28 protein-coding genes and 1 tRNA gene are annotated in these 26779 nt (G+C 67.4%); 20 read left to right on the top strand and 9 right to left on the bottom strand.

Annotation, left to right across the window (positions count from 1 at the left end; genetic code table 11):
* Window positions 1–7 precede the first annotated feature (7 nt).
* The 3 genes from rsgA to ACR4XW_RS10670 are packed head-to-tail and all read right to left on the bottom strand — an operon-like array spanning window position 8 to window position 2967.
* Window positions 8–1024: a ribosome small subunit-dependent GTPase A gene (rsgA, locus tag ACR4XW_RS10680; RefSeq protein ID WP_434760543.1), complete on the bottom strand. Its 1017-nt coding sequence runs from the start codon at window positions 1022–1024 to the stop codon at window positions 8–10.
* The gene (gene aroA, locus ACR4XW_RS10675) at window positions 1021–2391 is read right to left on the bottom strand and encodes a 3-phosphoshikimate 1-carboxyvinyltransferase (protein WP_434760542.1); all 1371 of its coding nucleotides are present in this window, start codon (window positions 2389–2391) and stop codon (window positions 1021–1023) included. The genes rsgA and aroA overlap by 4 nt, the downstream gene beginning before the upstream one ends.
* 18 nt (window positions 2392–2409) lie before the next feature.
* Window positions 2410–2967 carry a DoxX family protein gene (locus tag ACR4XW_RS10670; RefSeq protein WP_434760541.1) on the bottom strand — a complete coding sequence of 186 codons (558 nt, stop codon included), beginning with the start codon at window positions 2965–2967 and terminating at the stop codon, window positions 2410–2412.
* Window positions 2968–3058: 91 nt separating this feature from the next.
* Between ACR4XW_RS10670 and ACR4XW_RS10665 the strand changes: the two genes are divergently transcribed.
* From ACR4XW_RS10665 to rsrA, 3 genes are all read left to right on the top strand, one after another.
* A complete protein-coding gene (locus ACR4XW_RS10665) occupies window positions 3059–3781 on the top strand; it encodes an SOS response-associated peptidase (RefSeq protein WP_434760540.1) in 723 nt (240 codons plus the stop codon).
* A 131-nt stretch (window positions 3782–3912) separates the two neighbouring features.
* A complete protein-coding gene (locus tag ACR4XW_RS10660) occupies window positions 3913–4611 on the top strand; it encodes a sigma-70 family RNA polymerase sigma factor (RefSeq protein WP_434760539.1) in 699 nt (232 codons plus the stop codon).
* Entirely contained in the window at window positions 4608–4880 is a 273-nt protein-coding gene (gene rsrA / locus ACR4XW_RS10655) for a mycothiol system anti-sigma-R factor (protein ID WP_434760538.1), read from the top strand. Before ACR4XW_RS10660 ends, rsrA begins: the two co-directional genes overlap by 4 nt.
* 30 nt (window positions 4881–4910) lie before the next feature.
* Here rsrA and ACR4XW_RS10650 read toward each other — a convergent pair whose 3' ends face one another.
* Window positions 4911–4985 carry a 50S ribosomal protein bL37 gene (locus ACR4XW_RS10650; protein WP_434760841.1) on the bottom strand — a complete coding sequence of 25 codons (75 nt, stop codon included), beginning with the start codon at window positions 4983–4985 and terminating at the stop codon, window positions 4911–4913.
* A gap of 123 nt (window positions 4986–5108) precedes the next feature.
* Here ACR4XW_RS10650 and ACR4XW_RS10645 point away from each other — a divergent pair, with 123 nt between their 5' ends.
* Complete coding sequence (locus ACR4XW_RS10645; RefSeq protein WP_434760537.1) at window positions 5109–6614, top strand: sensor histidine kinase; 1506 nt, start codon at window positions 5109–5111, stop codon at window positions 6612–6614.
* A 35-nt stretch (window positions 6615–6649) separates the two neighbouring features.
* Here the strand turns inward: ACR4XW_RS10645 and ACR4XW_RS10640 are convergent, their stop codons facing one another.
* Window positions 6650–6901: a WhiB family transcriptional regulator gene (locus ACR4XW_RS10640; RefSeq protein ID WP_434760536.1), complete on the bottom strand. Its 252-nt coding sequence runs from the start codon at window positions 6899–6901 to the stop codon at window positions 6650–6652.
* Between the two features lie 373 nt (window positions 6902–7274).
* Between ACR4XW_RS10640 and ACR4XW_RS10635 the strand changes: the two genes are divergently transcribed.
* Window positions 7275–7766, top strand: a complete 492-nt coding sequence (locus ACR4XW_RS10635) for a hypothetical protein (RefSeq protein ID WP_434760535.1) — start codon at window positions 7275–7277, stop codon at window positions 7764–7766.
* Between the two features lie 20 nt (window positions 7767–7786).
* On the opposite strand, the gene ACR4XW_RS10630 is transcribed toward ACR4XW_RS10635, so the two are convergent.
* The 4 genes from ACR4XW_RS10630 to ACR4XW_RS10615 form a co-directional block, all read right to left on the bottom strand.
* Window positions 7787–7966: a DUF6104 family protein gene (locus ACR4XW_RS10630; RefSeq protein ID WP_434760534.1), complete on the bottom strand. Its 180-nt coding sequence runs from the start codon at window positions 7964–7966 to the stop codon at window positions 7787–7789.
* A complete protein-coding gene (locus tag ACR4XW_RS10625; protein WP_434760533.1) occupies window positions 7966–11775 on the bottom strand; it encodes a multifunctional oxoglutarate decarboxylase/oxoglutarate dehydrogenase thiamine pyrophosphate-binding subunit/dihydrolipoyllysine-residue succinyltransferase subunit in 3810 nt (1269 codons plus the stop codon). The genes ACR4XW_RS10630 and ACR4XW_RS10625 overlap by 1 nt, the downstream gene beginning before the upstream one ends.
* A 72-nt stretch (window positions 11776–11847) precedes the next feature.
* Complete coding sequence (locus tag ACR4XW_RS10620) at window positions 11848–13164, bottom strand: glycosyltransferase 87 family protein (protein ID WP_434760532.1); 1317 nt, start codon at window positions 13162–13164, stop codon at window positions 11848–11850.
* 48 nt (window positions 13165–13212) lie between these two features.
* Window positions 13213–13287: transfer RNA gene (locus tag ACR4XW_RS10615), tRNA-Arg, on the bottom strand.
* A 98-nt stretch (window positions 13288–13385) separates the two neighbouring features.
* Here ACR4XW_RS10615 and lysA point away from each other — a divergent pair.
* The 15 genes from lysA (at window position 13386) to ACR4XW_RS10540 (ending at window position 26750) form a co-directional block, all read left to right on the top strand.
* On the top strand, window positions 13386–14786 hold the full coding sequence (gene lysA / locus ACR4XW_RS10610) for a diaminopimelate decarboxylase (protein ID WP_434760531.1): 1401 nt from the start codon (window positions 13386–13388) through the stop codon (window positions 14784–14786).
* A gap of 10 nt (window positions 14787–14796) precedes the next feature.
* Window positions 14797–16113, top strand: coding sequence for a homoserine dehydrogenase (locus ACR4XW_RS10605; RefSeq protein WP_434760530.1), 1317 nt, complete (start codon window positions 14797–14799; stop codon window positions 16111–16113).
* On the top strand, window positions 16106–16993 hold the full coding sequence (gene thrB, locus ACR4XW_RS10600; protein WP_434760529.1) for a homoserine kinase: 888 nt from the start codon (window positions 16106–16108) through the stop codon (window positions 16991–16993). Before ACR4XW_RS10605 ends, thrB begins: the two co-directional genes overlap by 8 nt.
* 302 nt (window positions 16994–17295) lie before the next feature.
* A complete protein-coding gene (gene rho / locus ACR4XW_RS10595) occupies window positions 17296–19182 on the top strand; it encodes a transcription termination factor Rho (protein ID WP_434760840.1) in 1887 nt (628 codons plus the stop codon).
* 256 nt (window positions 19183–19438) lie between these two features.
* Window positions 19439–19648 (top strand): 50S ribosomal protein L31, encoded by a 210-nt coding sequence (gene rpmE, locus ACR4XW_RS10590; RefSeq protein WP_434760528.1) that lies wholly within the window; start codon window positions 19439–19441, stop codon window positions 19646–19648.
* Entirely contained in the window at window positions 19645–20730 is a 1086-nt protein-coding gene (gene prfA, locus ACR4XW_RS10585; RefSeq protein ID WP_434760527.1) for a peptide chain release factor 1, read from the top strand. Before rpmE ends, prfA begins: the two co-directional genes overlap by 4 nt.
* Window positions 20731–20799: 69 nt before the next feature.
* The gene (prmC, locus tag ACR4XW_RS10580; protein ID WP_434760526.1) at window positions 20800–21690 is read left to right on the top strand and encodes a peptide chain release factor N(5)-glutamine methyltransferase; all 891 of its coding nucleotides are present in this window, start codon (window positions 20800–20802) and stop codon (window positions 21688–21690) included.
* On the top strand, window positions 21671–22336 hold the full coding sequence (locus tag ACR4XW_RS10575) for an L-threonylcarbamoyladenylate synthase (RefSeq protein WP_434760525.1): 666 nt from the start codon (window positions 21671–21673) through the stop codon (window positions 22334–22336). The genes prmC and ACR4XW_RS10575 overlap by 20 nt, the downstream gene beginning before the upstream one ends.
* Window positions 22337–22340: 4 nt before the next feature.
* Window positions 22341–23459 (top strand): glycosyltransferase family 4 protein, encoded by a 1119-nt coding sequence (locus ACR4XW_RS10570; protein ID WP_434760524.1) that lies wholly within the window; start codon window positions 22341–22343, stop codon window positions 23457–23459.
* 112 nt (window positions 23460–23571) lie between these two features.
* The gene (locus ACR4XW_RS10565) at window positions 23572–24045 is read left to right on the top strand and encodes a hypothetical protein (RefSeq protein ID WP_434760523.1); all 474 of its coding nucleotides are present in this window, start codon (window positions 23572–23574) and stop codon (window positions 24043–24045) included.
* A complete protein-coding gene (locus ACR4XW_RS10560) occupies window positions 24042–24302 on the top strand; it encodes an AtpZ/AtpI family protein (RefSeq protein WP_434760522.1) in 261 nt (86 codons plus the stop codon). Before ACR4XW_RS10565 ends, ACR4XW_RS10560 begins: the two co-directional genes overlap by 4 nt.
* A gap of 2 nt (window positions 24303–24304) precedes the next feature.
* Window positions 24305–25117, top strand: a complete 813-nt coding sequence (gene atpB / locus ACR4XW_RS10555; protein WP_434760839.1) for a F0F1 ATP synthase subunit A — start codon at window positions 24305–24307, stop codon at window positions 25115–25117.
* A 70-nt stretch (window positions 25118–25187) separates the two neighbouring features.
* A complete protein-coding gene (gene atpE / locus ACR4XW_RS10550) occupies window positions 25188–25400 on the top strand; it encodes an ATP synthase F0 subunit C (RefSeq protein WP_434760838.1) in 213 nt (70 codons plus the stop codon).
* A gap of 13 nt (window positions 25401–25413) precedes the next feature.
* Window positions 25414–25953, top strand: a complete 540-nt coding sequence (locus ACR4XW_RS10545) for a F0F1 ATP synthase subunit B (RefSeq protein WP_434760521.1) — start codon at window positions 25414–25416, stop codon at window positions 25951–25953.
* Entirely contained in the window at window positions 25950–26750 is an 801-nt protein-coding gene (locus ACR4XW_RS10540; protein WP_434760520.1) for a F0F1 ATP synthase subunit delta, read from the top strand. Before ACR4XW_RS10545 ends, ACR4XW_RS10540 begins: the two co-directional genes overlap by 4 nt.
* Window positions 26751–26779 lie beyond the last annotated feature (29 nt).

Here is a 26779-nt window from a genome sequence, read left to right as displayed (position 1 = left end):
GACCGACTCAGGCCCAGTCCTCCTGGGCGGTTCGGGCGGCCAGAATACGCCGCACCGACTCGACCCGGGCTTCGGTGGCATCGCCGCGGGCCAGGGCCGCGTCGAGCCCGCAATCGGGGGCGCCGGCCTCGTGGGTACAGCCACGGGGACAGTCGGCGGCGAAGGGGGCCAGGTCGGTGAAGGCGGCGAAGATCCGTTCGGGGGTGACGTGGCTGAGCCCGAAGGACCGCACCCCGGGGGTGTCGATCACCCAGCCGGGATCGTCCCGGTGTCCCTCGATCGGTGGCAACGGCAGGGCCACGGCCGAGGTGGAGGTGTGCCGGCCCCGTCCGGTGACCACGTTGACGTGGCCTACCGCGCGTTCGGCGTCGGGAATCAGGGCATTGACCAAGGTTGATTTGCCCACCCCGGAGTGGCCGATGAACACCGACATCCGGCCCGCCAGGCGTTCCCGCATTCCGGCCGGGTCGACCCCGATCTGCACCACCTCGATCGGCACGTCCAGGGGCGCATAGGCCGCGATCAGCTCATCGGGGGAGGCCAGGTCGGCCTTGGTCAGACACAGCAGGGGTTCCAGCCCGCCCTCGTAGGCCGCCACCAGGATCCGGTCGATCATGCCGGTGCGCGGCGGCGGGTCGGCCAGGGCGGTGACGATCACCAGTTGGTCGGCATTGGCCACCACCGGACGTTCGTAGGGGTCGTCGTCATCGGCGGTGCGACGCAGGATGGTGGTGCGGTCGAGTACCTCGACGATCCGGGCCAGGGTGCCCTCGGTACCGGAGACATCGCCGTCCAGGCGCACCCAATCACCGACGATGACCCCCTTGCGGCCGAGCGAACGAGCCTTGGCAGCGGTCACCCGGGTGCCGTTGGTCAAACAGTGGTAGCGGCCGCGGTCGATGCCCAGCACGATGCCGATCGGCAGTTGGGAATAGTCGGGCCGGTCCTTGGTGCGGGGCCGACTGCGCCGGGGACGGTCGAAGGCCTCGGGGTCTTCGTCGTAGTCCTCCCAGCGATCGCTCACCGAGCGCCTTCCGGTTCGTCGGCCGCCTCTTCGGCCGCGGATTCGGCATCCAGCCACTGCTCCGACTGGGCCAACATGTCCAGCCAGCGCTGCGGGAAGTCGGGCATGGTCTTCGAGGTCGAACCGATGTCGTCGATCGTGATGCCGTCGACGACCAGGCCGAGCACCGCCGCGCAATGGGCCATCCGGTGGTCGTCGTAGGAGCGGAACTCCCCGCCGTGCAGCAACCGCGAATGCACCGACAGGCCGTCGTTGTTCTCGATCACGTGCCCGCCGAGTTCGGTTAGTTCATCATGCAGGGCCTGCAACCGGTTGGTCTCATGCCCCCGGATGTGACCCACCCCGGTGATCCGGGTGTTGCCGGCGGCCAGGGCGGCGATCGCGGTCACCACCGGCGTCAGCTCGCTGGCCGCGGTCAGGTCGAGTTCGCCCGCACCGTGCAGGCTGTGCCCGCCGGTGACGGTCAAGCCACGCTCGTCGAGTTCCACGTGGGCACCGAAGCGGGGCAGGATCTCACTCAGCAGGCCGCCGGGCTGGTGGGTGTGTTCCGGCCAGTCGGTGACCGTCACCGAGCCACCGGTGACCGCCGCGGCGGCCAGGAAGGGTGCCGCATTCGACAGGTCTGGCTCCACCACGGTGTCCATCGCCCGGATCGGCCCCGGGGCCACGATCCACCGGTCGGGGTGGGAATCGTCGATCACCACGCCGCGTTCGCGCAGCATCGCCACGGTCATGTCGATGTGCGGACGGGACGGCAGCTTCGGGCCGACATGCTGGATGTCGACGCCGCGGGCGTAGCGCGCCCCGGCCAGCAGCAGCCCGGAGATGTACTGGCTGGAGGTGCTCGAGTCGATCCGGATCGCACCGCCGGGCAGATCGGGGCGTCCGAGCACCGCGAAGGGCAGCCCGTCGACCTGATCGATCACTGCGCCCATATCGGCCAGGGCATCGATCAGTGGGCGCATCGGCCGTGAGCGTGCGGCCTCGTCCCCGTCGAACAGGATCGCGCCCTCGCTGATCGCGGCCAGCGGGGGAACGAACCGCATCACGGTGCCGGCCAGCCCGCAGTCGATGATCCCGTCGCCGTGCAACTGCTGCGGCGGGGTGATGTGCCATTCGGCACCGGAGTCGTCGATCTGCACCCCCAACTGCCGCAGGGCAGCACGCATCAACCGGGTGTCGCGGGCGTCCAGTCCGCCGCGGACCGTGGACGGGCCGTCGGACAGGGCTGCCAACAGCAACACCCGGTTGGTCTCGGATTTCGAGCCCGGCACCGACACCGTGGCATGCACGCGTTGTTCGGCGATGGGTGCGGGCCACGCCGAATCCAGGGCTCGACGTGGCCGGGGGTTACGACTGGAGGTCACAACAGATCGACGTACCTCTCAAGAGGTCAGGGCCTTGCGGGCGGCCTTCGCCTGCTTGCGGGCTTCCTTCTTCGCCTTGTTGGCTTCCTTGGTCAGGCGCTTCTTGGCCTTGCGGGTCTGGTCGCCCAGCCGCTCGGTACCGGCCTGGGCGCGCCACGCCAGCGAAGGCTTGCCCTCGGTGTCCTGCGAGGCGAGCAGCACCCCGCCGAGCAGCGAGACATTGCCCAGGAAGCTGTCGTTGTTCGCCGCGCCGCCACCGAAGGGGCTGGATGCGATGGTGCGCGGCAGCGAGGAGGCCGCGAGCAGGGTGGCGCCGAGACGGCGTCCCTTGCCGGTGGCCAGCATCGCGGCACCGGCGATCTGGGCGATACCGCCCAGCCGCACCAGGCTCGCGGTGTCATTGGGGATCGAGGCGGCAACCTCGGCCGGGGCGTACCGCTTGACCATCGGCACCACGGTGTCGGCGATCGGTTGGACGGTCGGCACCTGGGACTCGGGCTCGCGAACGGCCTGAACGCCGCGTGCGGCGTAGACGCTGGCAAGCATGGATCGGGCAACGAATCGCAAGAGGCTCATACCTATCTTTCTACCGGTTCGCGGGGCTGTGGACAACACAGGGTCACCCGATTGGTAAGTCCCCTCCCGGTTCCTGCCCGACCGTGTCACAATGCCCCGCATGTGTGGTCGCTACGCAGCCGCTGCCGACCTGACCGAGTTGGTCGAGCAGTTCGGCGTCGAGGAGGTCACCGGCGAGCCACCACCACCGCGCTGGAATATCGCGCCCACCGATCCGATCGCGGTGATCACCACCCGCCGCAACGAACCCGGACGGGCCCTGCGGGTGGTGCGCTGGGGGCTGGTGCCGTCCTGGTCGAAGGGCCCCGGCACCCGGGCCCCGCTGATCAATGCCCGCGCCGAGACGATCACGACCAAGCCCAGTTTCCGCAAGGCCTTCGCCACCCGACGGTGCATCGTGCCGATGAACGGCTACTACGAATGGCGGGCGGCCACCGAAGCCGGCAAGCAGGTGCGCCAGCCGTGGTTCCTGCATCGCCGCGACGGCGCGCCCGCGGCTACCGCCGGTATCTACGAATGGTGGCGCGACGAATCGCTGCCCGGCGATCACCCGCAGGCGTGGCTGCCCAGTTGCGCGATCATCACCACCGAGGCGGCCGATGACATCGGGCATCTGCACGACCGGATGCCGGTGCTGTTGGAGCCACAGGACTACTCCGACTGGCTGAACACCGAGGGCCCCGAGGCCGAGTTGATGCTGCGCGAGCGCAGTGCCGCGATGACCGGGCTGCTGACGGCCCATCCGGTGTCGCGTCGGGTCAACAAGGTCGGCGAGGACGGTGCCGACCTGATCGAGGAGATCGCCCTGCCCTGAACCGACGGGGAAAACGACGGCCCGATCAATGGCTCGGGGCGGGAATAGTGGGGGCCCACCACGGTGTTGTATCGGGCATGGTGATCACCGAAGACCGCGCCGATCGGCAATCAGCGGTACTCTCGTATGTGATGAACCTGCCCGTTGAGCCTGATTCACCCACCGGTGGCCGAGCCGGCGAGCATGACGCCGAGCTCGACACCACCACGCCCGACGAAGCAACAGCCGTCGAGGCGAAACCCGTCGAGGACGAAACCGACGCCGAACTCGCCGAACGTTTCGAGCGCGACGCAATGCCCTACCTCGATCAGTTGTACGGCGCCGCCCTGCGGATGACCCGCAACCCCGCCGATGCCGAGGACGTCGTCCAGGATGCCTATTTGCGGGCCTTCCAGTCGTTCCGACAGTTCACCCCCGGCACCAACCTGCGGGCCTGGCTGTACCGGATCCTGACCAACACCTACATCAACTCCTACCGCAAGAAGCAGCGTCAGCCGCAGGTATCGGACGGTGAAGGTGTTGAGGACTGGCAACTGCACCGCGCCGCCGACCACGACTCGGTCGGTCTGCGCTCGGCCGAGATGGAGGCCTTGGACCAACTGCCCGACAGTGCGGTCACCGATGCCCTGCATCAGCTTCCCGACACCTTCCGGCTTGCGGTCTACCTGGCCGATGTGGAGGGTTTCTCCTACAAGGAGATCGCCGAGATCATGGACACCCCGATCGGCACGGTGATGAGTCGGCTGAACCGGGGCCGCAAGCAGTTGCGCGAACTGTTGGCCGACCACGTCCGCGAACAGGGCCTGTTGCGAAGTGGGGTGACCCAGTGAACAAAGAGATCGACTGCACCGCCGCGCTGCGCAAGATGTTCGAGTTCCTGGATTCGGAGATGGCCGAACTCGACGCCGATGAGGTGCGCCACCATCTCAACGTGTGCGCCGAGTGCCTCGACGAATTCGACTACCAGATGGCCGTCCGGGCCGTGGTGCAGCGCAGCTGCCGCTGTGAGGCGCCGGCCGACCTGCGCGACCGGGTGGTGGCCAGCCTGCGGATCACCACGATTTCGATCACGAAACAGGCCAGGCCCCCGTCCCCGTGAGGGGAGAGGGCCTGTCACTGATCGCAATACTCAGGCGTTGGGGCGCTTGCCGCTGTTCGCCTTGTTCTTGCGGCGGGCCTTACGCTTACGTCCACGCTTGCTCATGTGGGCCTCCTCATGGGTGATACCTCCGGCCAACGACCGGCACAGCGCACCATTGTGCCACGATTCACAGCGGGGCCGGAAAATCGACGATCGGAGAAAAGTGGCCGGGTACGGGAGGTTGCGATGCCGTCGATGACGCGGCTGCTGACCGAACAGAACCGTTTGACACCCGATCAGGTCGAACACCTGCAACGGCTGGTGCGCGAATGGCATCTGGTGGCCGACCTGGCGTTCTCCGATCTGGTCCTGTGGGTGCCCGACGAGGACCCACACATCATGTGGGCGGTGGCCCAGATCCGTCCGACCACCGGCGCCACCGCGGTGCTGGACGATGTCGTGGGCGAATCGATCGCCTACGAACCCGACGAACTGGTCGTGCAGGCCTTCTTGTCCGAACAGGAAGTGGTCACCAGCAACAACCAGCTCTCCACCGGCATCCCGGTCGACATCCACGCCCGCCCGATCACCCTGGACGGGCAGGTGATCGCGATCCTGGAACAACACACCAACCGGATCGCCGTGCGCGCCCTGGGCGCGATGGAGGACTCCTACGTCGAGATCGCCGGGCTGCTGATCGAGATGATCGGCCGCGACGAGTTCCCGATGGCCGGCGCGCCCTTCCACCCCGGCCATTCCCCGCGGGTCGGCGACGGGCTGATTTGGCTGGACGCGATGGGCAACGTCATCTATGCCAGCCCCAACGCGGTCTCCAGCTACCGCCGACTCGGCTACAACCAGGATCTGCTCGACATCACCGCCCAGGAACTCTTCGACCAGGCGATGCCCGAGCGCAATGTCGATGCGCTGGCCCTGATCCGGGGCCGGCAGGTGCGCGAGTTCACCGTCCAACAGCCCCAGGTCGGGCTGCGCGCCAGGCTGCTGCCGCTGCGCGAACTGCCCGAGGGTGCGACCGAATCGGTGTCGGTCGGAGCGGTGCTGCTGGTGCGCGATATCACCGAGATCCTGCGCCAGGAACGCGAACTGGTGACCAAGGACGCGACGATCCGCGAGATCCACCACCGAGTGAAGAACAACCTGCAAACCGTGGCGGCCCTGCTGCGGATGCAGTCGCGCCGGATGGAAGCGGCCGAATCGCGCCAGGCCCTCGGTGAGGCGATGTCGCGGGTGGCCGCGATCGCGGCGGTGCACGAACTGCTCTCGCAGAGCTACGACGAGGACGTGACCTTCGACGACGTCGCCGACCGGGTGATGAAGATGGTCTCCGATGTGGCCGGCCCCGGCGTGCGGGTGCGCCGGGAGGGCAGCTTCGGGTCGGTGTCGGCCGGTTCGGCCACCGCCCTGTCGCTGGTGGTCACCGAACTGTGCCAGAACTCGATCGAACACGGCCTGGCCGGTGAACCCGGCGAGGTGATCGTGCAGGCCGACGGCAACGACGAATGGCTCGAGGTCGCGGTGCTGGACGCCGGGCGCGGGCTGCCCCCGGACTTCTCCACCGACCGGCTGACCAGTCTGGGCCTGTCGATCGTGCGCAGTCTGGTGACCGATCTGGACGGCACCTTCGAACTCGTGCCCCGGGAGGACCGGGGGAGTGCGGCGATCATCCGGATACCGCGAGGCGCCGGACGGCGACAGGTGGACCCCGACGAACAGCCGAGGCGCGACAGTTAGCCCCGGACGGAGTTAACGGTGTGCAGGAGTGCGGGTCAGGCGCTGCGAACGCGGCTGCGGGCGGCGCGACGCTTCAGGGCGCGACGCTCGTCCTCACTCAGCCCACCCCACACACCATGGTCTTGCCCGGCCTCCAAAGCCCACTGCAAGCATGCCTCGCGCACGTCGCAGCGCATACACACCTTTTTGGCTTCTTCGATCTGCAGGAGGGCGGGGCCGGTGTTCCCGATCGGGAAGAACAGCTCCGGATCCTCTTCCAGACAGGCTGCCTCATGGCGCCAATCCATACTGACTCGTACTCCTTACCTGGGGGGGGCCGATCCCACTCTGCGTATTCCGTGCCGTCGCTGCCACGGAATCCGACGGGTCGGGTCGGCGCACTAAGCTAAGCAAGGGTTGCAAGCCAACACAAGACCCCCGGGCGACGGTTACGTCACAAAAACCCGAGTTTCCCACATACTGTAACGAGGGATTGACGTGCGACGAAATCGGTGCAGGTGGGACGGATGTGACACCGGAGCCCCGATTTCACCGGTCGGCAAAGGCTTGCTCACCCGCTTAGTGCCGGTTCCGAAGCCCGTGAAATTGGGTGTGAGCGGGATCACTGCAGGCGCTGATATCCGAGACGTCCGACCCCGTCGGTCACGGTAGGCTGAGGCAATGCCCACCCTCGGTCCGCCCGCCTCCAAGCAGTTGCAGACTGCCGCCATCGTGCTGTGGGTGCTGGGTGCGGCAGCCGTGCTGTTGGCGGTGGCCGAAGCCTTCTCGATCCAGTGGCACCGGGCTGTCGTCGGTGTGGGCACCACGATCATGCTGCTGCTCTACACCGCGGTGATGGTGTTCATCGGCCGCGGGCTGTGGCAGGGGCGGCGCTGGTCGCGCGGGCCGGCCGCGGCCTTCGGCCTGGTGCAGTTGCCGGTGGCCTGGTCGTTCCTGACCGGCATGGCCACCCCGCTCTCGTTCGCGATCGGGATCGGCCTGGCGGTGGCGTCGGTGGTGGTGCTGGTCTGTGTGCTGCATCCGTCCACCACCCGGATCATGATTCCGCAGGCAGAACTCGACGAGGCCGCCGAAGCCAGGGCCGAAGCGCTGCGCCGGCGCGAGGAAGATCGGCAGCGGCGGGAAGAACAACGCTCCAAGCGGCGGAAGTAACTGCGGCGGGTCTGCCTCGGTTACTCGTCCTCGTCGTCGTCCAGTCGGGCCAGCCAGGTGGCCAACCGTTCGACCGGCACCTCGAATTCGGGGTTCAGGTCGACGAAGAACGTGAATTGTTCCGCCAGCCAGGCGAAGGAGACTTCCTCTTCTCCCCGCCTGGCCGACAGTTCCTCGATACCGCGATCGGTGAAATACATCAGTCCCCGAAGGCTTCGCCCAACAACGCCTTCTGCTGGTCGGTGTGCACCTTGATCGTGCCCACCGACGGCGCCGACGACGCCGGACGGTAGATACCGCGCATGGTCCAGTCGCGCTCGGGCCCCTTCTCCTGCAGCGCCGGAATCAGGTTCAGCTGCAGGAACGGCCAAGCACCCTGGTTCTCGGGCTCTTCCTGCACGAACCGGATATCGGTGACGTGGGCGTAGGGCCGCATCACCTCGAGCAGCGAGTCGGTGGGCAGCGGGTAGAGCCGCTCCAGGGTCACGATCGCGACCTCGTCCTCCTTGCCGAGCTTCTTGCGCTCGGCCACCAGATCCCAGCGCACCTTGCCCGAGCAGATCAGCACCGTGCGCACCTTGCTCGGATCGGTGATGGTCGGGTCGGGCAGCGACGGCTGCCAGGAACCGTCGGTGAAGTCCTCCGGCATCGAGACCGCCATCTTGTTGCGCAGCATCGACTTGGGGGTGGCGATCACCAGCGGACGGTGCCAGTTCACCCGGGCGTGGGTGCGCAGCAGGTGGAAGTGGCTGGCCGGGGTGGACGGTACGCACACCGCCAGAGCGTCCTCGGCCGCCAACTGCAGGTAACGCTCGATCCGGGCCGAGGAGTGGTCCGGGCCCTGACCCTCATAGCCGTGCGGCAACAGCAGCACCACACCGGAGAGCTGGCCCCACTTGGCCTGACCCGAGGAGATGAACTCGTCGATGATCGTCTGCGCGCCGTTGGCGAAGTCACCGAACTGGCCCTCCCACAGCACCAGCGCGTCCGGACGGGCCACCGAGTAGCCGTACTCGAAGCCCATCGCGGCGTACTCGCTGAGCAGCGAGTCGAAGACCTGGAACTTGCCCTGGTCGTCACTGAGGTGTTTCAGCGGCACCCACGACTCCCCGGTCACCCGGTCGACCACCGCGGCGAAGCGTTGGCTGAAGGTGCCGCGGCGCGAGTCCTGGCCGGTGAGGCGCACCGGACGTCCGTCCATCAGCAGCGAACCGATGGCCAGCAGCTCGGCGGTGGCCCAGTCGATCGGGCCCTGGGTGATCGCGGCCGAACGGCGCTGCAACTGGGGCAGCACCTTCGGGTGCACCGTGAAGCCCTCGGGCACGTTCACGAACGCGTCGGCGATGGTCTTCATGGTTTCCATCGAGATCGCGGTGTACTGGTCGTACTTGCTCTTGGTCGGGTAGGCCGGCACCCGCTGGTATTCCTCGTCGAAACCGTTGTCGGCGTCGTCGCGCAGTTCCTTGAACACCGACTCCAGCCGGTGCTGGAAGCGGCTCAACACGTCCTCGGCGTCCTCCACCGAGATCAGGCCACGACCGATCAACGATTCGGTGTAGAGCTTGCGCGCCGACCGCTTGTTCTCGATCAGGTCGTACATCAACGGCTGGGTGAAGCTGGGGTCGTCACCCTCGTTGTGGCCGCGGCGGCGGTAGCAGACCATGTCGATGACGACGTCCTTGTTGAACTCCTGCCGGAACTCGAAGGCCAGCCGGGCCACCCGCACACAGGCCTCGGGGTCGTCACCGTTGACGTGGAAGATCGGGGCGTTGATCGTCTTGGCCACGTCGGTGGCGTAGTAGGACGAGCGCGACTCGGTCGGCGAGGTGGTGAAGCCGACCTGGTTGTTGACCACCACGTGAATCGTGCCGCCGGTGCGGTAGCCGCGCAGTTGCGACATCTGCAGGGTCTCGACCACCACGCCCTGGCCGGCGAAGGAGGCATCGCCGTGCATCAGGATCGGCAGCACCGGGAACTCGTAGCTGCGGTCGAGGACGTCCTGCTTGGCCCGGGTGATGCCCTGCAGGACGGGGTTGACCGCCTCCAGGTGTGAGGGGTTCGCGGCCACCGAGGTGAGCACGGTGGAGCCGTCCAGGGCGACGAACTTGCCCTCGGCGCCCAGGTGGTACTTCACATCGCCCGACCCCTGCACGGTGCGCGGGTCGATATTGCCCTCGAACTCCCGGAAGATCTGGCCGTAGGACTTGCCGACGATATTGGCCAGCACGTTCAGCCGACCGCGGTGCGGCATGCCGATCGCGACCTCGTCCAGCCCGTTCTTGGCGGCCATATCGCAGATCTCATCCAGCAACACGATGGCGGACTCGCCACCTTCGAGGCTGAACCGCTTCTGCCCGACGAACTTCGTCTGCAGGAAGGTCTCGAAGATCTCGGCCTCGTTCAGCTTGTCGAGGATGCGCAGGTGCTCCTCGCGCGGCAGGTCCTGGTGTGGCTGCTCGACGCGCTGCTGGATCCACTGGCGCTGGTGCGGATCGACGATGTGCATGTACTCGATGCCGATCGTGCGGCAGTACGAGTCGCGCAGCACATCGAGGATGTCGCGCAGCTTCATGAACGGCTTGTCGGCGCCGCCGAAGGAACCGGTGGCGAACTCGCGGTCCAGATCCCACAGGGTCAGCGAGTGGGTCTCGGTCTCGAGGTCGACGTGGCCGCGCTCGTGGTATTCGAGGGGGTCGATGTCGGCCAGGATGTGGCCGCGGGTGCGGTAGGAGTTGATCAGCTCCAGCACCCGGGCCTGCTTCGAGATCTTGTCGTCGCGGTGGGCGGAGATGTCGGTGGTCCAACGCACCGGCATCATCGGCACGCGCAGCGAGCGGAAGATGTCGTCCCAGAATCGGTCGGCACCCAGCAGCAACTGGTGGATCCGGTTCAGGAACTCACCCGACTGTGCGCCCTGGATCACCCGGTGGTCGTAGGTGGAGGTGAGGGTGCAGATCTTGCCCACACCCATCTCGGCGAGCCGCTCGGCGTCGGCGCCCTCGAACTCCGGCGGGTAGGCGATGGAGCCCATTCCGACGATCGTGCCCTGCCCCGACATCAGTCGCGGCACCGAGTGGTGGGTGCCCATCGGGCCGGGGTTGGTCAGCGACACGGTGGTGCCGGCGAAGTCGTCCAGGGTCAGCGAGTTGCTGCGGGCCTTGTTGACCAGGGCCTCGTAAGCGCTCCAGAACTGGGCGAAGTCGAGATTGCCGGCGTCCTTGATCGAGGGCACGAGCAACTGGCGGGTGCCGTCGGGCTTGGTCAGGTCGATCGCCAGACCGAGGTTGATCTGGCCGGGGGTGACCAAGGTCGGCTTGCCGTCGATCTCTTCATACGAGCTGTTCATCGCCGGCACCGACTTGACCGCCTGCACCACGGCGTAGCCGATCAGGTGGGTGAAGGAGACCTTGCCGCCCCGAGCGCGCTTGAGGTGATTGTTGATCAGGGTGCGCTGGTCGATCACCAGCTTCATCGGCACGGTGCGCACGCTGGTGGCGGTGGGCACGACCAGCGAGGCTTCCATATTGCGGGCGGTGCGCATCGGGGCGCCGCGCAGGGTCGTCTTGGTGGCCTCGGTGCTGGCGGCGGCCGGGCGCTGCGAGGGCGAGGGCGGATCGGCGGGCACACCGCCGGAGGTACCCGGCTTGCTCGGCCGGGCGTCCTTCACCTTGTTCGGCGGCTCGACGCTCGACTTACGGCTGGAACCGTCGGCGGTCGAGGCGGTCGGCTTCGCCGGGGCCTTCTGCTGGGCCGCCGGCTGGGCGGGCTTGGCCGCGGGCGCGGCAGGCTTCGAGGCGGGCTTGGCGGTCGGGGCAGGCTTGGCAGCGGGAGGCGGTGCCGCCTTGGAACTGGATTGCTGGGCAGTCTCCGGAGCGCGTCCGGCGAAGAACTTCTGCCAGGTCGGGTCCACCGAGGTCGGATCTTGGGAATACTTCTCGAACATCTCCTCGATCAGCCAGTCATTGGCGCCGAAGTCGCTGTCCGAGGATCCATCGTGGGCGGGGGCCACAATCGCCTTCTTCCGTGCTTGTTTGGGTTGGATGCAGTTGTATGGATGCAGTCGAACCTGCCGGTGGCAAGACTAGCCCACCGCGACAGGTGGTCTGCTTGTCGTACCGCCTTGGCGAACAGTCTTCCATGCTTGGACGCAGACCCACCCGGTGGCGGCCAGAATCGCGGCGTTTCGTATCGCGAGCAGAATCACCACGATCACCGTCGCGGCGCCCGGCGCACCGTTCAGGATCAAGGCGTCGTACAGGAAGGGATAGATCGCCTGGGTGAGGGCGCTGAGCAGCACCACTCCGATGCCGGCGATCAGCCGGGAACGGTGCTCACGGGTCAACCCGCGGCGCCGGTTCGGCACCCCCAGCACCAACACCGCCGCGGGCCCGGCGAGCCACAGCATGTACTGGGGGCTGAACGTCTTGTTGGTGACGATCATCACCGCGGTCACCGCGAGCATCACCCAGGCGGCGGCGGTGATGTCGAAGCCGGCCGACCGCCAGGCGCGGATCGTCAGGGCGATGATGAAAAGCCCACCGAGCACGGTGGAGATCGTGGCAACGGTCAGCATCGGGTCGGTCAGCGGGCCGAAAACCTCGAAGGCCTGGTACTTCGACATCTCGATGCGGTACTGATCCGGGCGCAGCAACCGGTCGATCATGGCCGGCACCACCCAGACCGATTCGACCTGCAGGCCCCGGTCGGATTGCCAGGTCAACGGCGAAATCAGCCGCTGCCAGCCGCCGACCATGAAGGAATACAGCGCCAACCCGAAGCCGCAGGTGGCGAAGCCGATCAGCGAGGCGACGCGTTTGGTGCGGTCGGCGAACAGCCCGGCCAGCAACAGGGCGGGCCACAGCTTGGTGGCGGCTCCCAGGCCGATCAGGGCGCCGGAGGCGGTCGGCCGCTTGTGGTACCAGAGCAGCGCGAACCCGGCCAGCACCGCCGGAATCATGTCGAACCGCAGCAGGCTGAGCGGGCCCAGGGCCGGGACGGTGAGGATCCAGACCCAGGTGGCCCACCGGTTGTCGCCGCGGCGGCGCATCAGGGTGCCGAACAGCCAGCCGTCCAGAATCAGCATCGCGGAGATGAAGAAGGCCACATAGAAGTACTGACTGGCCCCACCCAGCAGCCAGGGGATGCCGAGCAGGCCGACCACCGGGGTGGGGTACTCGATCAGGGTGTTGTCCAGACCGACCTGGCCCATCATGTTGAGCTTGCGCCAGTAGTAGTTGACGTCACCCATCACGTGCTGGAACAGGAAGGCCCAGATCGCGAGGGTGAGCAGGCGGCTGACCGCCCAGATGATGATCAGCGGTCGCTCGGTCAGGGTCAGCGCAGTGGTTTTGCCGGTTGCGGACGAAGAGACGTCGGCGGGTGCCGGCTGTTCGCTCACAGACTGCCTTCGTGTCGATGGTGTGCTGCGCTGGTCCGGAAATTCGGATGGCGCCCCCGCGAGGATTCGAACCTCGGCTCCCGCCTCCGGAGGGCGGTGCTCTATCCCCTGAGCTACGGGGGCTCAAACTCGTGCCTGCGCACGAACCGGCGTATACCGTAGCACGCTCAGCGGGTGGAAATGGCCACTCGCTGTCGGTGCCTCGTGGCAGGCTTCCTCCCATGACGCATATGCACGTGGCCGGATCTTTGCACGCCGAGGCCGCCGGCCCCGCACCGCAGTGGCTGGTGCCGCCGCAGGACGTGAACGCACTGCTGCCGCGGCTGTGGAGCCGCACCACCTCGCGCGCCGAGGACGGCCAATTGGTCATCGGCGGCCTGCCGGTGACCGAGATCGTCGAGCGCACCGGCACCCCGGTGTACCTGCTGGACGAGGACGACCTGCGCAGTCGCTGTCGCGAGTACGCCGAGGCCTTCGCCGGCTGGGGCATCTACTACGCGTCCAAGGCCTTCACCTGCCGGGGCATGGCCCGGATCCTGGCCGAGGAGGGGCTCGGCATGGACGTGGCGTCCCTGGGTGAACTCGAGGTCGCCCTGGCCGGGGGAGTGCCGGCGAGTGAGTTGATGCTGCACGGCAACAACAAGTCCGAGCTCGAACTGCGTCGCGCGGTCGAGAGCGGGGTGGGCCGGATCGTGGTCGACTCCACCGACGAGATCAACCGGCTGTCGAGGATCGCCGGTGAACTCGGGATCACCGCCAAGGTGATGGTGCGGGTCACCACCGGCGTCGAGGCCCACACCCACGAGTACATCGCCACCGCCCACGACGACCAGAAGTTCGGCTTCTCGCTGACCCAGGGCCGGGCCCGGGCGGCGCTGGACCGGGTCGAGGTCGACCGGCATCTGGAACTGGTCGGCATCCACTCCCACATCGGCTCGCAGATCTTCGACGTGTCGGGTTTCGAGGTGGCCTGCCGCAAGGTCTTCGCCCTGCATGCCGAGGTGGCCGACTCCTACGGCCGGGAACTGCCCGAGGTGAACCTCGGCGGTGGTTTCGGGATCGCCTACACCTCGGCCGATCAACCCCTGACGGCCGCCGAGCTGGCGACCCGGCTGCGCGAGATCGTCGAGTTCGAGTGCAAGGCCCGCGATCTGCAGGTGCCCAGGCTCTCGATCGAGCCCGGCCGCTCCATCGTCGGGCCGGCGGGGGTGGCGATCTACCGGGTCGGCACGGTCAAGCAGGTGGATGTCGGTGGCGGGCATTCTCGGGCCTATGTGGCCGTGGACGGTGGCATGAGCGACAACATCCGTCCGTCCCTGTACGCCGCGGAGTACTCGGCCACGGTCGCCAACCGCCGCTCCGATTCCGATGCCCGGCTGTCCCGGGTGGTCGGGGTGCATTGCGAGTCGGGCGACATCCTGGTGCGCGACGAGTTCCTGCCCTCCGATGTGGCGATCGGCGATCTGATCGCGGTGCCGGGTTCGGGGGCCTACTCGCGGTCGATGGCGAGCAACTACAACCACGTTCCCCGCCCGCCGGTGGTGGCGGTGCGTGACGGTGAACTGCGCACCCTGATTCGCCGCGAGACGCTCGACGACATCTTCGCGCTCGATGTCGGATAAGGTCCGACCTGTGAGCAGTGCGTTGACCGAGGAATCCCGCAAGCCCCTTCGGGTGGCGTTGCTGGGCTGTGGCAATGTCGGCACCGAGGTGGCCGGCCAGCTGATCGCCCACGCCGACGACATCGCCAACCGGGTGGGTGCCCCCGTTGAACTCGCCGGTATCGCGGTACGCCGGCAGATCGACCGTCCGGGCCTGGACCCCGACCTGTTCACCACCGACGCGGCCGCCCTGGTGGCCCGCGACGACATCGACATCGTGGTGGAGGTGATCGGCGGCATCGAACCGGCCCGGTCACTGATCCTGTCGGCCATCGAGCACGGCCACATGGTGGTCACCGCGAACAAGGCGCTGCTGGCCGAGGACGGGCCGAAACTCTTCGCCGCGGCCGAGGCCGCCGGGGTCGACCTGTACTACGAGGCGGCGGTGGCGGGCGCGATCCCGATCATCCGGCCGCTGCGCGAATCGTTGGTCGGCGACGAGATCACCCAGGTGATGGGCATCGTCAACGGCACCACCAACTTCATTCTGGACAAGATGCACACCGAGGGTGCCGGTTTCGACGAGACCCTCGCCGAGGCTCAGCAACTCGGTTACGCCGAGGCCGACCCGACCGCCGATGTGGAGGGCTACGACGCCGCGGCCAAGGGCGCGATCCTGGCCGGGCTGGCCTTTCACACCCGGGTGAGTTCCGACCAGGTGCACCGGGAGGGCATCACCCGGATCAGCCGAGCCGATGTGGCCAGCGCCAAGGCGATGGACTCGGTGATCAAGCTGCTGGCGATCTGCGATCTGGTGCACGGTGAGGACGGCACCGAGCAGGTGTCGGTGCGGGTGTACCCCGCGATGATCCCGAACTCCCACCCCCTGGCCAGCGTCGGCGGCGCCTTCAATGCCGTCTTCGTCCGCTCCAAGGCCGCCGGGGAACTGATGTTCTACGGCCCCGGTGCCGGTGGCGCCCCCACCGCCAGCGCGGTGCTGGGTGACCTGGTGACCGTGGCCCGGCACCGGGTGAGCGGTTCGCTCGGCCCGGGCGAATCGAGCTACGCCGCCCGTCCGGTGGTGCCGATCAGCGAAGCCGTCACCCGCTACCACGTCAGCCTCGATGTGCACGATCAGCCGGGTGTGCTGGCGGCGGTCGCCGGGGCTTTCGCGGCCAACAACGTCTCCCTGCAGGGAGTCCGCCAGGAGGGTCTGGACGATTCGGCCCGGCTGGTGGTCGTCACCCACGCCGCCCGCGAGGAGAATCTGGCCGCCACCGTGGCCGACCTTCGCGAACTGGACGGGGTGCGTGGGGTGAACAGCGTGATGCGGGTCGAGGGTGACTGACCCGCGCCGCGTCCGGGTTGCGGTATCGGCCTCCAGTGCCAATCTGGGGCCGGGCTATGACTCCTTCGGTCTGGGGCTGGACTGGGTCGACCACGTCGACCTGATCGCGGCCGACCGGTTCGGCGCCGAGGTCACCGGTGAGGGAGCCGACGAGGTACCCACCGATGAACGGCACCTGATCATCGACACCGCACGGATCGCCGCCCGCAGCCTGGGCACCGAACTCCCCGGCCTGATGGTGCGCACCCACAACACGATCCCGCACGGCCGTGGCCTCGGGTCATCCTCGGCCGCGGTGCTGGGCGGGATTCTCGGTGCCTGGGGTTTGCTGCGGGGGAGCGAACCACTGGATCGGCAATGGGCCTTTCGGGTCGGCACCGAGATCGAGGGTCATCCCGACAACATCGCTGCCGCGCTGTTCGGTGGCTTCACCCTGGCCTGGAGCGAGGACGGCACCCCGCACGTGGTGCAGGGTCGCGTCCATGCCGATCTGCTCGCCCGGGTCTGGGTGCCGGCCTTCGAGGTGCCCACCACCAAGGCCCGGCAGGTGCTGCCGGCGACCGTGCCCCATGCCGAGGCCGCTGCGAACAGTGGCCGGGCGGGATTGTTGGTGCATGCCATTGCCGGGGAACCCGTCCTGCTGCACACCGCCACCCGTGATTGGTTGCACCAGAACTACCGCGCACCCCTGATGCCGCAGGCAGCCGAACTGCTCGACCAGTTGCGGGCCGAGGGTCTGGCGGCGGTCGTCTCCGGCGCCGGGCCGACCCTGCTCGCCCTGGGGCTGCCGGAGCAGCTTGGTGAAGCGTCCCCCTGTGAGGGCTGGCAGGTGCACGATCTGCGGATCGGCACCGGATCGCACATCATCGAGGTCGGCTAGCATCCGACGCGACCGCACCCGGTTTTCGCCCGTCGGCCCGGGAAGTGATACGGTCTTACCTGGCTGGCCGGAATGGTTTCAGCTTCCAGCGCCTCACAAGTCGGGCGCGGTTCTTCGCCACAGGAAATCCCTTTTTCCGTGACTTGATCCCAGTGCAAAGTGCTTCGTCGTGTGCGAAGCACCCACAGCATGGCGGTGTCGCCGAGCACTGGGCACCCCATTGAGAGGACCACACGTTGACAGACAGCACCGAGGCAGCGGCCACCGCGACACCCCGTCGCAAGGGCAGCGGCCTGGAGGCCATGGTGCTTCCCGAGCTGAAGAAGATCGCCGGCGGGCTGGGTATCAAAGGCGCAGGATCGATGCGCAAGGGCGACCTGATCGCCGCGATCCGCAGCGCTCAGAGCTCGGCCTCGGGTGGCCGGGTCGACAGCGCCCCGCCGTCCGGCGATGCCGGTGATCGCAAGGAAGCCCCCCACACCAACGGGGCCGAACCACGCGCCCGCCGCCGCGCCACCCGTGATGCCGGCGAACCCGATGCGGCCCAGCCGACGCTGACCGAAGCTCCCGAGCGCGGTGACGACGATTCCCGCCAGCGGGATCGACGCGACCGCAACCAGGACCGCAACCGCGAGGGTGGTCAGCAGCGCGAACAGCGAGACTCCGGCGACAGCGGTCAGCGCGATCAGAAGCGTGACGATGACCAGAAGCGCGATGGCGGTGACCAGCGCGACCAGCGTCGCGAGGGTGATCAGAAGCGTGACCAGAATCGGGACGGCGGTGACCGCGACCAGGGTCGTGACGGTGACCAGAAGCGTGACGGCCGCGACCAGAACCGCGACGGGGGCCGCGACCAGAACCGCGACGGGGGCCGCGACCAGAACCGCGACGGTGGCCAGCAGCGCCGGGACAACCAGCGCAACCAGCAGCACGACCGTGATGACGACGATCAGGGCGGAGGCGGCCGCCGGGGCCGTCGTCGGCGCAACCGCGACCGCAGCAACCGCCGCCGTGGCGGTGGCGGGCAGATCGATCGCTTCGAAGAACCCACCATCAGCGAGGACGACGTCCTGGTGCCGGTGGTCGGGGTGCTCGACGTGCTCGACAGCTACGCCTTCGTGCGTACCTCGGGTTACTTGCCGGGCAGCGAGGATGCCTATGTCTCGTTGTCGATGGTGAAGAAGTTCGGCCTGCGTCGCGGTGACGCGGTGACCGGCGCGATTCGCCAGCCGCGCGAGGGGGAGCGCAAGGAGAAGTTCAACCCGCTGGTGCGGATCGACACCATCAACGGTGCCGAACCGGCCGCGATGGCGAACCGTCCGGACTTCAACAAGCTCACCCCGCTGTACGCCCAGGAACGACTCAAGCTGGAGACCACGCCCCAGGAGCTCACCGGTCGGATCATCGACCTGGTGTCCCCGGTCGGCAAGGGTCAGCGTGGCCTGATCGTGTCCCCGCCGAAGGCCGGTAAGACCATCGTGATGCAGACGATCGCGAACGCGATCTCGCAGAACAACCCCGAGGTGCACCTGATGGTGGTGCTCGTCGACGAACGTCCCGAAGAGGTCACCGACTTCCAGCGCACTGTCAAGGGTGAGGTCATCGCCTCCACCTTCGACCGACCGGCGTCCGACCACACCACGGTCGCCGAACTCGCCATCGAGCGGGCCAAGCGCCTGGTCGAACTCGGTCAGGATGTGGTGGTGCTGCTCGACGGCATCACCCGACTGGGCCGCGCCTACAACCTGGCGGCCCCGGCCTCGGGCCGGATCCTGTCCGGTGGTGTCGATTCGGCCGCCCTGTACCCGCCGAAGAAGTTCTTCGGTGCGGCCCGCAATATCGAGGACGGTGGCTCGCTCACCATCCTGGCGACCGCGCTGATCGAGACCGGTTCGAAGATGGACGAGGTGATCTTCGAGGAGTTCAAGGGCACCGGCAACATGGAACTGCGCCTGCGCCGCGAGTTCGCCGACAAGCGGATCTTCCCCGCGATCGACGTCGACGCCTCCGGCACCCGCCGCGAGGAACTGTTGCTCGGCCCGCAGGAACTGCAGATCATCTGGAAGTTGCGCCGGGTGCTGTCCGGTCTGGAAGGCCAGCAGGCCCTCGAGATGCTGCTCAACCGGATGCGCAAGACCACCTCGAACAACGAATTCCTGGTGGTTATCTCCCGCACCACCCCGAGCTGATCCGGCACACCACCGGGCGTGGATACAAACGCACCCGAAATCGCCCTAATGGCACTACCGGCGCCATGAGAGCGGCCCAGGGGTGCGTTTGTATCCATGCCGCAGCCCGCACCCGCCGAGTTTGGCGAGCGGGGCAGGGCTGAGGCACAATAGTTCGTCGCTGCCGGTTCACGCCCACCACGAATCGACGGTTACCCGACCGAGCACCAGGCCCGGCGGGTGGCGACCCGGTAGAAATCACACTCCAGGAGTCAACATGAAGAGCGGGATCCACCCCGAATACGTCGAGACCCAGGTGACCTGCACCTGCGGCAACACGTTCACCACCCGTAGCACCGAGCCCAGCGGCCAGTTGCGTGCCGACGTCTGCTCGCAGTGCCACCCGTTCTACACCGGTAAGCAGAAGATCCTCGACACCGGTGGTCGCGTCGCCCGCTTCGAGAAGCGGTACGGCAAGAAGAAGTGACCTCGGCGGGGTCTTTCGACACCTCCGCGCTCGAAGCCGAGTACGCCGAGCTGGAGAGCGCTCTGGCCGACCCCGAGTTGCACGCCGATCCATCCCGTTCCAAGCGGGTGGGTCGGCGTTACTCGGAATTGACCCCGATCATCAAGACGATCGGTGAATACCGGGGCCTGACCGGCGACCTCGCCGCGGCCCGGGAACTGGCCGATGACGACCCCTCCTTCGCCGACGAGGCCGCCGAACTCGACACCCGCCTGGCCGAGGTCTCCGAACGGCTCGCCCGACTGCTGGTACCGCGCGACCCCAACGACGCCGGGGATGCCCTGCTGGAGGTCAAGTCGGGGGAGGGCGGTGAGGAATCGGCGCTCTTCGCCGCCGACCTGGTGCGGATGTACACGCGCTTCGCCGAAGCCCGGGGTTGGACCCTGGAAGTGCTCGACGAACAATCCACCGACCTGGGCGGCTACAAGTCGATCACCTTCGCGGTGAAGGCCCGCAGCGCCGGTGAGCCCGACCTGATGCCCTTCGGCTCGTTGAAGTTCGAGGGTGGGGTGCACCGGGTACAGCGGGTACCGGTCACCGAATCCCAGGGCCGGATTCACACCTCGGCGGCCGGCGTGCTGGTGATGCCCGATGTGGAGGCGGCCGAGGTCGAGGTCGATGACAACGACCTGCGGATCGACGTCTACCGGGCCAGCGGCCCGGGTGGCCAGGGGGTGAACACCACCGACTCGGCGGTGCGGATCACCCACCTGCCCACCGGCATCGTGGTTTCCTGCCAGAACGAACGCTCCCAGTTGCAGAACCGGGAATCGGCGATGCGCATGTTGCGGGCCCGGCTGGTGGCCGCGGCCGAGGAGGAGGCCGCCGCGGCGGCGACCGAAGCCCGGCGTTCCCAGGTGCGTACCGTCGACCGCTCGGAGCGGATCCGCACCTACAACTTCCCCGAGAACCGGATCGCCGACCACCGCATCGGCTACAAGGCCCACAACCTCGACGCCGTCCTGGACGGTGATCTGGGTCCGCTGGTGACCGCCCTGCAGGAAGCCGATTTGGCCGAGCGACTGCCCGGCGCCAACAGCTGAGTTTCCGTGTCCGCAACCGAGCGCCCCAGCCACCAAGCGCTGCCGAGTCACCCCGCGCCCGGGGAAGTCGTGCCCAATCAACTCGTACGGCGTCTGACCCAGGAACTGTCCGGCGTGGTCGCCAGTCCCGCGGCCGAGGCCCGCACCCTGGTGGCCGCGGTCACCGGGCTGACGCCGGCCCAACTCTTGACCGCGCCGGCGCTCACCCCCGAACACATCGACCGGCTCGACGAGCTTGTGGCACGGCGACGTTCCGGGATCCCGCTGCAACACCTCACCGGACGCGCACCCTTCCGCTACCTCGAACTCCAGATCGGCCCGGGTGCGTTCATTCCACGCCCCGAAACCGAGGTGATGGTGGAGTGGTGCCTGGCCCGGGTTCGCGAGCTCCCGTCGCGCCAGGAGCCGATCGTCGTGGTCGACCTGTGCACCGGTTCGGGGGCGATCGCCGCGGCCCTGGCCGACGAACTGACCGGAGACCGTGCCGACCCGCCGCTGCCGGTCGAGATCCACGCGGTCGAACTGTCACCCGAGGCCCTGGCCTGGGCCGAGCGGAATCTCGCCGGCACCGGGGTACACCTGCACGCCGGTGATCTGCGCGATGCCCTGCCCGAGTTGGACGGCCGCTGCGATCTGGTGGTCTGCAATCCGCCCTACATTCCGCTGGAAGCCTGGGAGTCGGTGCCGGCCGAGGTGCGCGATCACGACCCCGACCTGGCGCTGTTCTCCGGCGCGGACGGACTGGATGCCTGGCGGGTGCTGGCCGACACCGCCCACCGATTGCTCAGCACCGGGGGACACCTGGCCGGCGAGCATGCCGATCTGCAGGGCGAGGCGGTGCCGCGACTGCTGCTCGACCACGGCGGCTGGACCGCGGTGCGCGACCACCTCGACCTCACCGGGCGAGCCCGATTTACCACTGCGACGAAGCTGGGCGAAGATGAGTCACGTGAGATATGACTGCACCGACCCGCGGGAGTTGTCGGCCGAAGCCGAGGACGCGGTGCGCCGGGCCGTCTCGGCCGGTGAATGCATCGTCTTCACCACCGACACCGTCTACGGCATCGGCGCCGATGCTTTCTCACCGACCGCGGTGCAGGGCCTGCTGGACGCCAAGGAGCGCGGCCGCGATATGCCACCCCCGGTGCTGATCGCCGCCCCCGAAGTGCTGCCGGCTCTGGTGACCGACCTGCCGGACGGTGCCCAGCAGTTGGTCGATAAACACTGGCCCGGCCCGCTGACTGTGATCGGGCGCCAGCAGCCCAGCCTGAGGCTGGACCTGGGTGATGCGGTCGGCACCATCGCGGTGCGCGTACCCGATGACGATCTGGCCCGCGCGGTACTGCGAATCACCGGCCCGTTGGCGGTGAGCAGCGCCAACCGCACCGGACGGGAACCGGCCACCACCTGTGATCAGGCCGAGGAGCAGTTGGGGGATCGGGTCTCGGTCTACCTCGACGGCGGCACCGCCGCCGGGGGAGTGCCGTCCACCATCGTCGACTTCACCCGCTACCCCGACGGCGAGGTACTGCGCCCCGGCGCCCTGACCGTCGACGAACTCCGCGAAACCCTGCCCGGACTGCGCGCACCGGCGGCGGACGGCTGATCCGATGCGCGAATACCTCCTGGTGCTGATCGTCGCCACCTCGCTGACCTACCTGGCCAGCGGTTTCACCCGTCGGCTGGCGCTGCGCTCGGGGGCCATCGCCCAGGTGCGCGACCGCGACGTGCACGTGGTGCCGATTCCGTACTTCGGAGGTATCGCGATGCTCGCCGGGGTCGCCGCGGCGATCGGGGTGGCAATGCAACTGCCCTTCCTGGGCCGCTCCGAGTTGGTGCGCCACGATGTCGGCTGGGTGCTGCTGGCCGCTGCGGTGATCTGCCTGGTCGGCGTCTTCGACGACATCTTCGAACTCGGCGCACTGACCAAGATGGCCGGTCAGGTACTGGCCGCGGCCCTGGTCGCCCAGGGCGGGGTGCGGATGCTGTGGATTCCGCTGCACGACCGGATCATCGCCCTCGACACCGCCGCCTCGATCGCGATCACCGTGTTCTTCATCGTGCTGTGCACCAATGCGGTGAACTTCATCGACGGCCTGGACGGCCTGGCCGCCGGCGTGGTGGGCATCGGCGCCTTCGCCTTCTTCACCTACTGCTACGTGCTCACCATCGAGCAGGACCTGATGCGTGCCACCACCTCGAGCCTGATCACGGTGGCCATCGCCGGGGTCTGTCTGGGCTTCCTGCCGCACAACTTCTTTCCGGCCCGGATGTTCATGGGCGATTCCGGCTCGATGCTGCTCGGCTTTCTGCTGGCGACCAGCACCATCAGCCTGACCGGACAGATCGACCCGTCCTCGCTGACCACCAACGCCGGTGACCTGATCCCGGCCTACCTGCCCCTGGCGCTGCCCCTGGCCGTGTTGGCACTGCCCCTGCTCGACCTGACCCTGGCCTGGATCCGGCGGGCCAATGCCGGACGCTGGTGGTTCGTGCCCGACAAACAACACCTGCACCATCGGCTGCTCGACCGGGGACACAGCCACCCGCGGGCGGTGACGATCATGTACCTCTGGTCGGCCCTGATCTCCTTCGGCACGATCATTTTCGGGCTGACCGGAAGCTGGATCGTGGTCGTGGTGGCCATCGTCCTCGGGGTGGCCGTGGCCATGGTGACCCGGCGCCGTCCGGCCCCGGCGCACACCGGCAACTCCCAGATCGCGGGGTGACCGACGACACCCCGCCGCGGGGTCTCTTGATTTCGACACACCGGAAGGGCTTGTGCTACGTTTCACAAGCACTTCGCCCACGCCTCGCGAGGACTCGCAGGACAGGAATTCGATGACGATCGCCATGGCTCCCCAGCGCGCAGCCAAGCCTGCCGGTGTCGGCGTTTCGACCCATCTTTCCCGCGCCCTGCTGGTGGCCGGATTGATCGGAGCCCATGCGGCCGCAATCACCCTGATCGGCATCATGCTGGTGGCCCGTGGCCCGCAGGCTGCAGCCTCCTCGGCGGTCGCCGCCGCGGTGGTGGTCGCCTTCTTCACGATCGGCCATGCGGTGGTGATCCGGTTCGTCGAAAGCACCGGGATTTCGGTTCTGGTGGCGGCCCTGGCCAGCTACGCCACCCGGGTATCGGTACTCGGAGTACTGCTGGCCTGGTACGGCAGCAACACCCATCTGGTGGCGCTGGATCCGACCGCAGTGAGCATCGGTATCATCGTGACTTGCGTCGGCTGGCTGGCCGCGGAAATCTTCCGCTTCACCCGGCTGCGCATCCCGGTCTACGACGTGTCCACCGGAGGCGACCGATGAGCAAACGACAGCTCGGCACTGCTAAGGTCCGATCGGCTGATGACAAGACCCCCGCGGGCACCGAGGACGGTTACCGGATCATCGCGTATCTGGCCGCCGGCCTGTTGTTCTACGGCGGTATCGGCTGGCTGCTCGACAGGTGGCTGCACACCTCGTTCCTGCTGCCGGTGGGCATCATCGTCGGCGTGGTCCTGGCCATGTACTCGATCATCAAGCGTTACGGGAACCCCGAATCGAAGACGGAGGAGGAGCAGTGAGTCTGACACTGCCGTTGATCCCCTTGGAAGGCGGGGGCTACACCCCTCCCGGTACCCAGGACTTCATCTGGCCCGGCCTGATCCCAGGCCTGGACTGGGCGAACAAGCCGTTCTTCCAAGCCGTCATCGGGGCCCTGCTGGTGATCGTCCTGTGGGTGATCGCCAGCCGCAAACTGAAGGTCGTGCCGTCGAAGGGTCAGTTCTTCGCCGAGTACCTCTACGACTTCGTGCGCAACGGCATCGCCCGTGACATCCTCGGCCCGGACTACCGCAAGTACCTGCCGTACCTGCTCGGCCTGTTCTCCTTCATCCTGGTGAACAACTGGTTCGGTCAGTTCTTCTTCTTCATGTACCCGGCCTTCTCCAATGTCGGCTACGCCTATGGTCTGGCCATCCTGACCCTGGTGATCTACATCGGTGCCGGTATTCGCCGCCACGGCCTGGGTAAATACCTCAAGCAGAGCCTGATTCCCGAGGGTGTGCCGCTCTACCTGTACCCGCTGATCATTCCGCTGGAGTTCCTGTCGAACTTCATCACCCGTCCGATCACGCTGAGTCTGCGTTTGTTCGCCAACCTCTTCGCCGGCCACCTGGTGGTCATGGTGTTCGTGGTCGGTGGCTGGTTCCTGATGACCTACCCCTCGCAGTCGGCCGGAACCGACGTGGTGCCGTTCTTCAACGTCGCCGGCGTGATCTCGGTGCTGTTCAGCTTCGCGATCCTCTTCCTGGAGCTGTTCATCGGCGCCCTGCAGGCCTACATCTTCACCGTTTTGACCGCTCAGTACGTCTCGTCCTCGCTGGCCGAGGCGCACTGACCCACAGATCTCTTTCCTCAAGACCCGTGAGGAAAGAACGTCCCGAAAGGAACACAAAGTAATGGAGCTCATGGAAATCTCCGGCTCGATCAACATGATCGGCTACGCGCTGGCGACCCTCGGCCCCGCCATCGGTGTGGCATGGATCTTCGCCTCCGTGATCAACGGAACCGCCCGTCAGCCCGAGGCCCGTGGCGCGATGATGAGCACCGCCTTCATCGGCTTTGCCGTGGTTGAGGCCCTCGCCATTATCGGTATCGCCCTCGCCTTCGTGCTGAACTGACGGGAGCGCCCCCGTGGCAATCCTTGAAACTTTTCTAGGGCCCCTGGCCCCACATCACCTCTCCGAGGTCATCGTCGGCATCGTGCTGATGCTGCTGATCTTCGTGGTGATGTGGAAGGTCGTCGTGCCCATGTTCGAGAAGATGTACGCCGAGCGCACCGCTGCCATCACCGGCGGTATGGAGAAAGCCGAGGCCGCCCAGGCCGAGGCCCAGGCCGCGCTCGAGGAGTACACCGCCCAGTTGGCCGACGCACGCGCCGAAGCCGCCCGAATCCGGGAGGACGCCAAGAACCAGGGCGCCCAGATTCTGGCCGAGATGCGTGAAGAGGCCCAGGCTGAATCGCAGCGGATCATCGCCCAGGCGCAGGCGGCCATGGAGGCCGAACGCGCCCAGGTGACCTCGCAGCTGCGCAGTGAGGTGGGCGGCTTGGCCACCACCTTGGCCGGACGCATTGTCGGCGAATCGTTGGAAGACGATGAGCGCACCCGCCGCACGGTGGACCGCTTCATCGCCGACCTGGAATCGCAACCAGTGGGAGGCGGGCAGGCATGAGCCCCGACGTCACCTCAGAAGCACGCATCAGCACCCTTGACCGGGTGCTGGACGACCGGTCGTCCACCCCTGGCCTGGCTGCGGACCTGTTCGCGGTCGTTGATGCCATGGACGAGCAGGTCGGGTTGCGGCGGGCGCTGACCGATCCCAGCCTGACCCCCGATGAGCGCAAGCAACTCGCGCACAGCCTCTTCGGGGGCAAGGTCGGGGAGCAGGCGGTCGCGGTGCTCGCCGAGGGCAGTGCCCTGCGGTGGCATTCGGGCCGTTCCCTCGCCGCTGCGGTGGAACGACAGGCCGTCCGTGCCGAGCTGGCCGCCGCTCAGAATGCCGGCCAACTGGACTCGACCGAAGAGGAACTGTTCCGTTTCGGTCGCACCGTGGCCGGTGATCCGAAGCTGCGTGCCGCGATTCACAACGACCGGATGCCGATCGAGGCCCGCCAGGGTCTGATCTCCTCACTGGTGTCGGGCAAGGTGTCGGCGGTTGCCGAGACCCTGCTGCGGCGCGCGGTGCTGGGACGCGATCGCAACTTCGACCACACCCTCGAGGGCTACCTGAACCTGGCTGCCGAACAACGGCAGCGCGGGGTGGCCACCGTGACCGTGGCACGGCCGTTGACCGATGAACAAGCGGCCCGACTGCGGGCGGCGCTGAGCCGCCAGGTCGGACGCGACATGACCTTGCACCAGATCGTCGACGAGTCGGTTCTCGGCGGCATCCGGGTGGAGGTCGGCGACGAGGTCATCGAAGGCACGATGGCCTCGCGACTGGAGGAAGCGCGCCGTTTGTTCCGGTGACGCGACGACAATGACATTTGCTGAAATCG

Origin of the sequence: Pseudenemella bisphenolivorans (assembly GCF_051133435.1) — a bacterium.
Lineage (GTDB): Bacteria > Actinomycetota > Actinomycetes > Propionibacteriales > Propionibacteriaceae > JAAYAO01.
This window is presented reverse-complemented; position numbering and strand designations above follow the sequence as displayed.

What these genes read in the sequence shown, in the direction of transcription:
- ACR4XW_RS10670 (WP_434760541.1), bottom strand. Translation starts at nt 2,967, where the DNA reads ATGAGCCTCTTGCGATTCGTTGCCCGATCCATGCTTGCCAGCGTCTAC.
- ACR4XW_RS10665 (WP_434760540.1), top strand. Translation starts at nt 3,059, where the DNA reads ATGCCCCGCATGTGTGGTCGCTACGCAGCCGCTGCCGACCTGACCGAG.
- ACR4XW_RS10660 (WP_434760539.1), top strand. Translation starts at nt 3,913, where the DNA reads ATGAACCTGCCCGTTGAGCCTGATTCACCCACCGGTGGCCGAGCCGGC.
- ACR4XW_RS10645 (WP_434760537.1), top strand. Translation starts at nt 5,109, where the DNA reads ATGCCGTCGATGACGCGGCTGCTGACCGAACAGAACCGTTTGACACCC.
- ACR4XW_RS10640 (WP_434760536.1), bottom strand. Translation starts at nt 6,901, where the DNA reads ATGGATTGGCGCCATGAGGCAGCCTGTCTGGAAGAGGATCCGGAGCTG.
- ACR4XW_RS10635 (WP_434760535.1), top strand. Translation starts at nt 7,275, where the DNA reads ATGCCCACCCTCGGTCCGCCCGCCTCCAAGCAGTTGCAGACTGCCGCC.
- ACR4XW_RS10630 (WP_434760534.1), bottom strand. Translation starts at nt 7,966, where the DNA reads ATGTATTTCACCGATCGCGGTATCGAGGAACTGTCGGCCAGGCGGGGA.
- lysA (WP_434760531.1), top strand. Translation starts at nt 13,386, where the DNA reads ATGACGCATATGCACGTGGCCGGATCTTTGCACGCCGAGGCCGCCGGC.
- rho (WP_434760840.1), top strand. Translation starts at nt 17,296, where the DNA reads ATGGTGCTTCCCGAGCTGAAGAAGATCGCCGGCGGGCTGGGTATCAAA.
- rpmE (WP_434760528.1), top strand. Translation starts at nt 19,439, where the DNA reads ATGAAGAGCGGGATCCACCCCGAATACGTCGAGACCCAGGTGACCTGC.
- ACR4XW_RS10575 (WP_434760525.1), top strand. Translation starts at nt 21,671, where the DNA reads ATGAGTCACGTGAGATATGACTGCACCGACCCGCGGGAGTTGTCGGCC.
- ACR4XW_RS10570 (WP_434760524.1), top strand. Translation starts at nt 22,341, where the DNA reads ATGCGCGAATACCTCCTGGTGCTGATCGTCGCCACCTCGCTGACCTAC.
- ACR4XW_RS10565 (WP_434760523.1), top strand. Translation starts at nt 23,572, where the DNA reads ATGACGATCGCCATGGCTCCCCAGCGCGCAGCCAAGCCTGCCGGTGTC.
- ACR4XW_RS10560 (WP_434760522.1), top strand. Translation starts at nt 24,042, where the DNA reads ATGAGCAAACGACAGCTCGGCACTGCTAAGGTCCGATCGGCTGATGAC.
- atpE (WP_434760838.1), top strand. Translation starts at nt 25,188, where the DNA reads ATGGAAATCTCCGGCTCGATCAACATGATCGGCTACGCGCTGGCGACC.
- ACR4XW_RS10540 (WP_434760520.1), top strand. Translation starts at nt 25,950, where the DNA reads ATGAGCCCCGACGTCACCTCAGAAGCACGCATCAGCACCCTTGACCGG.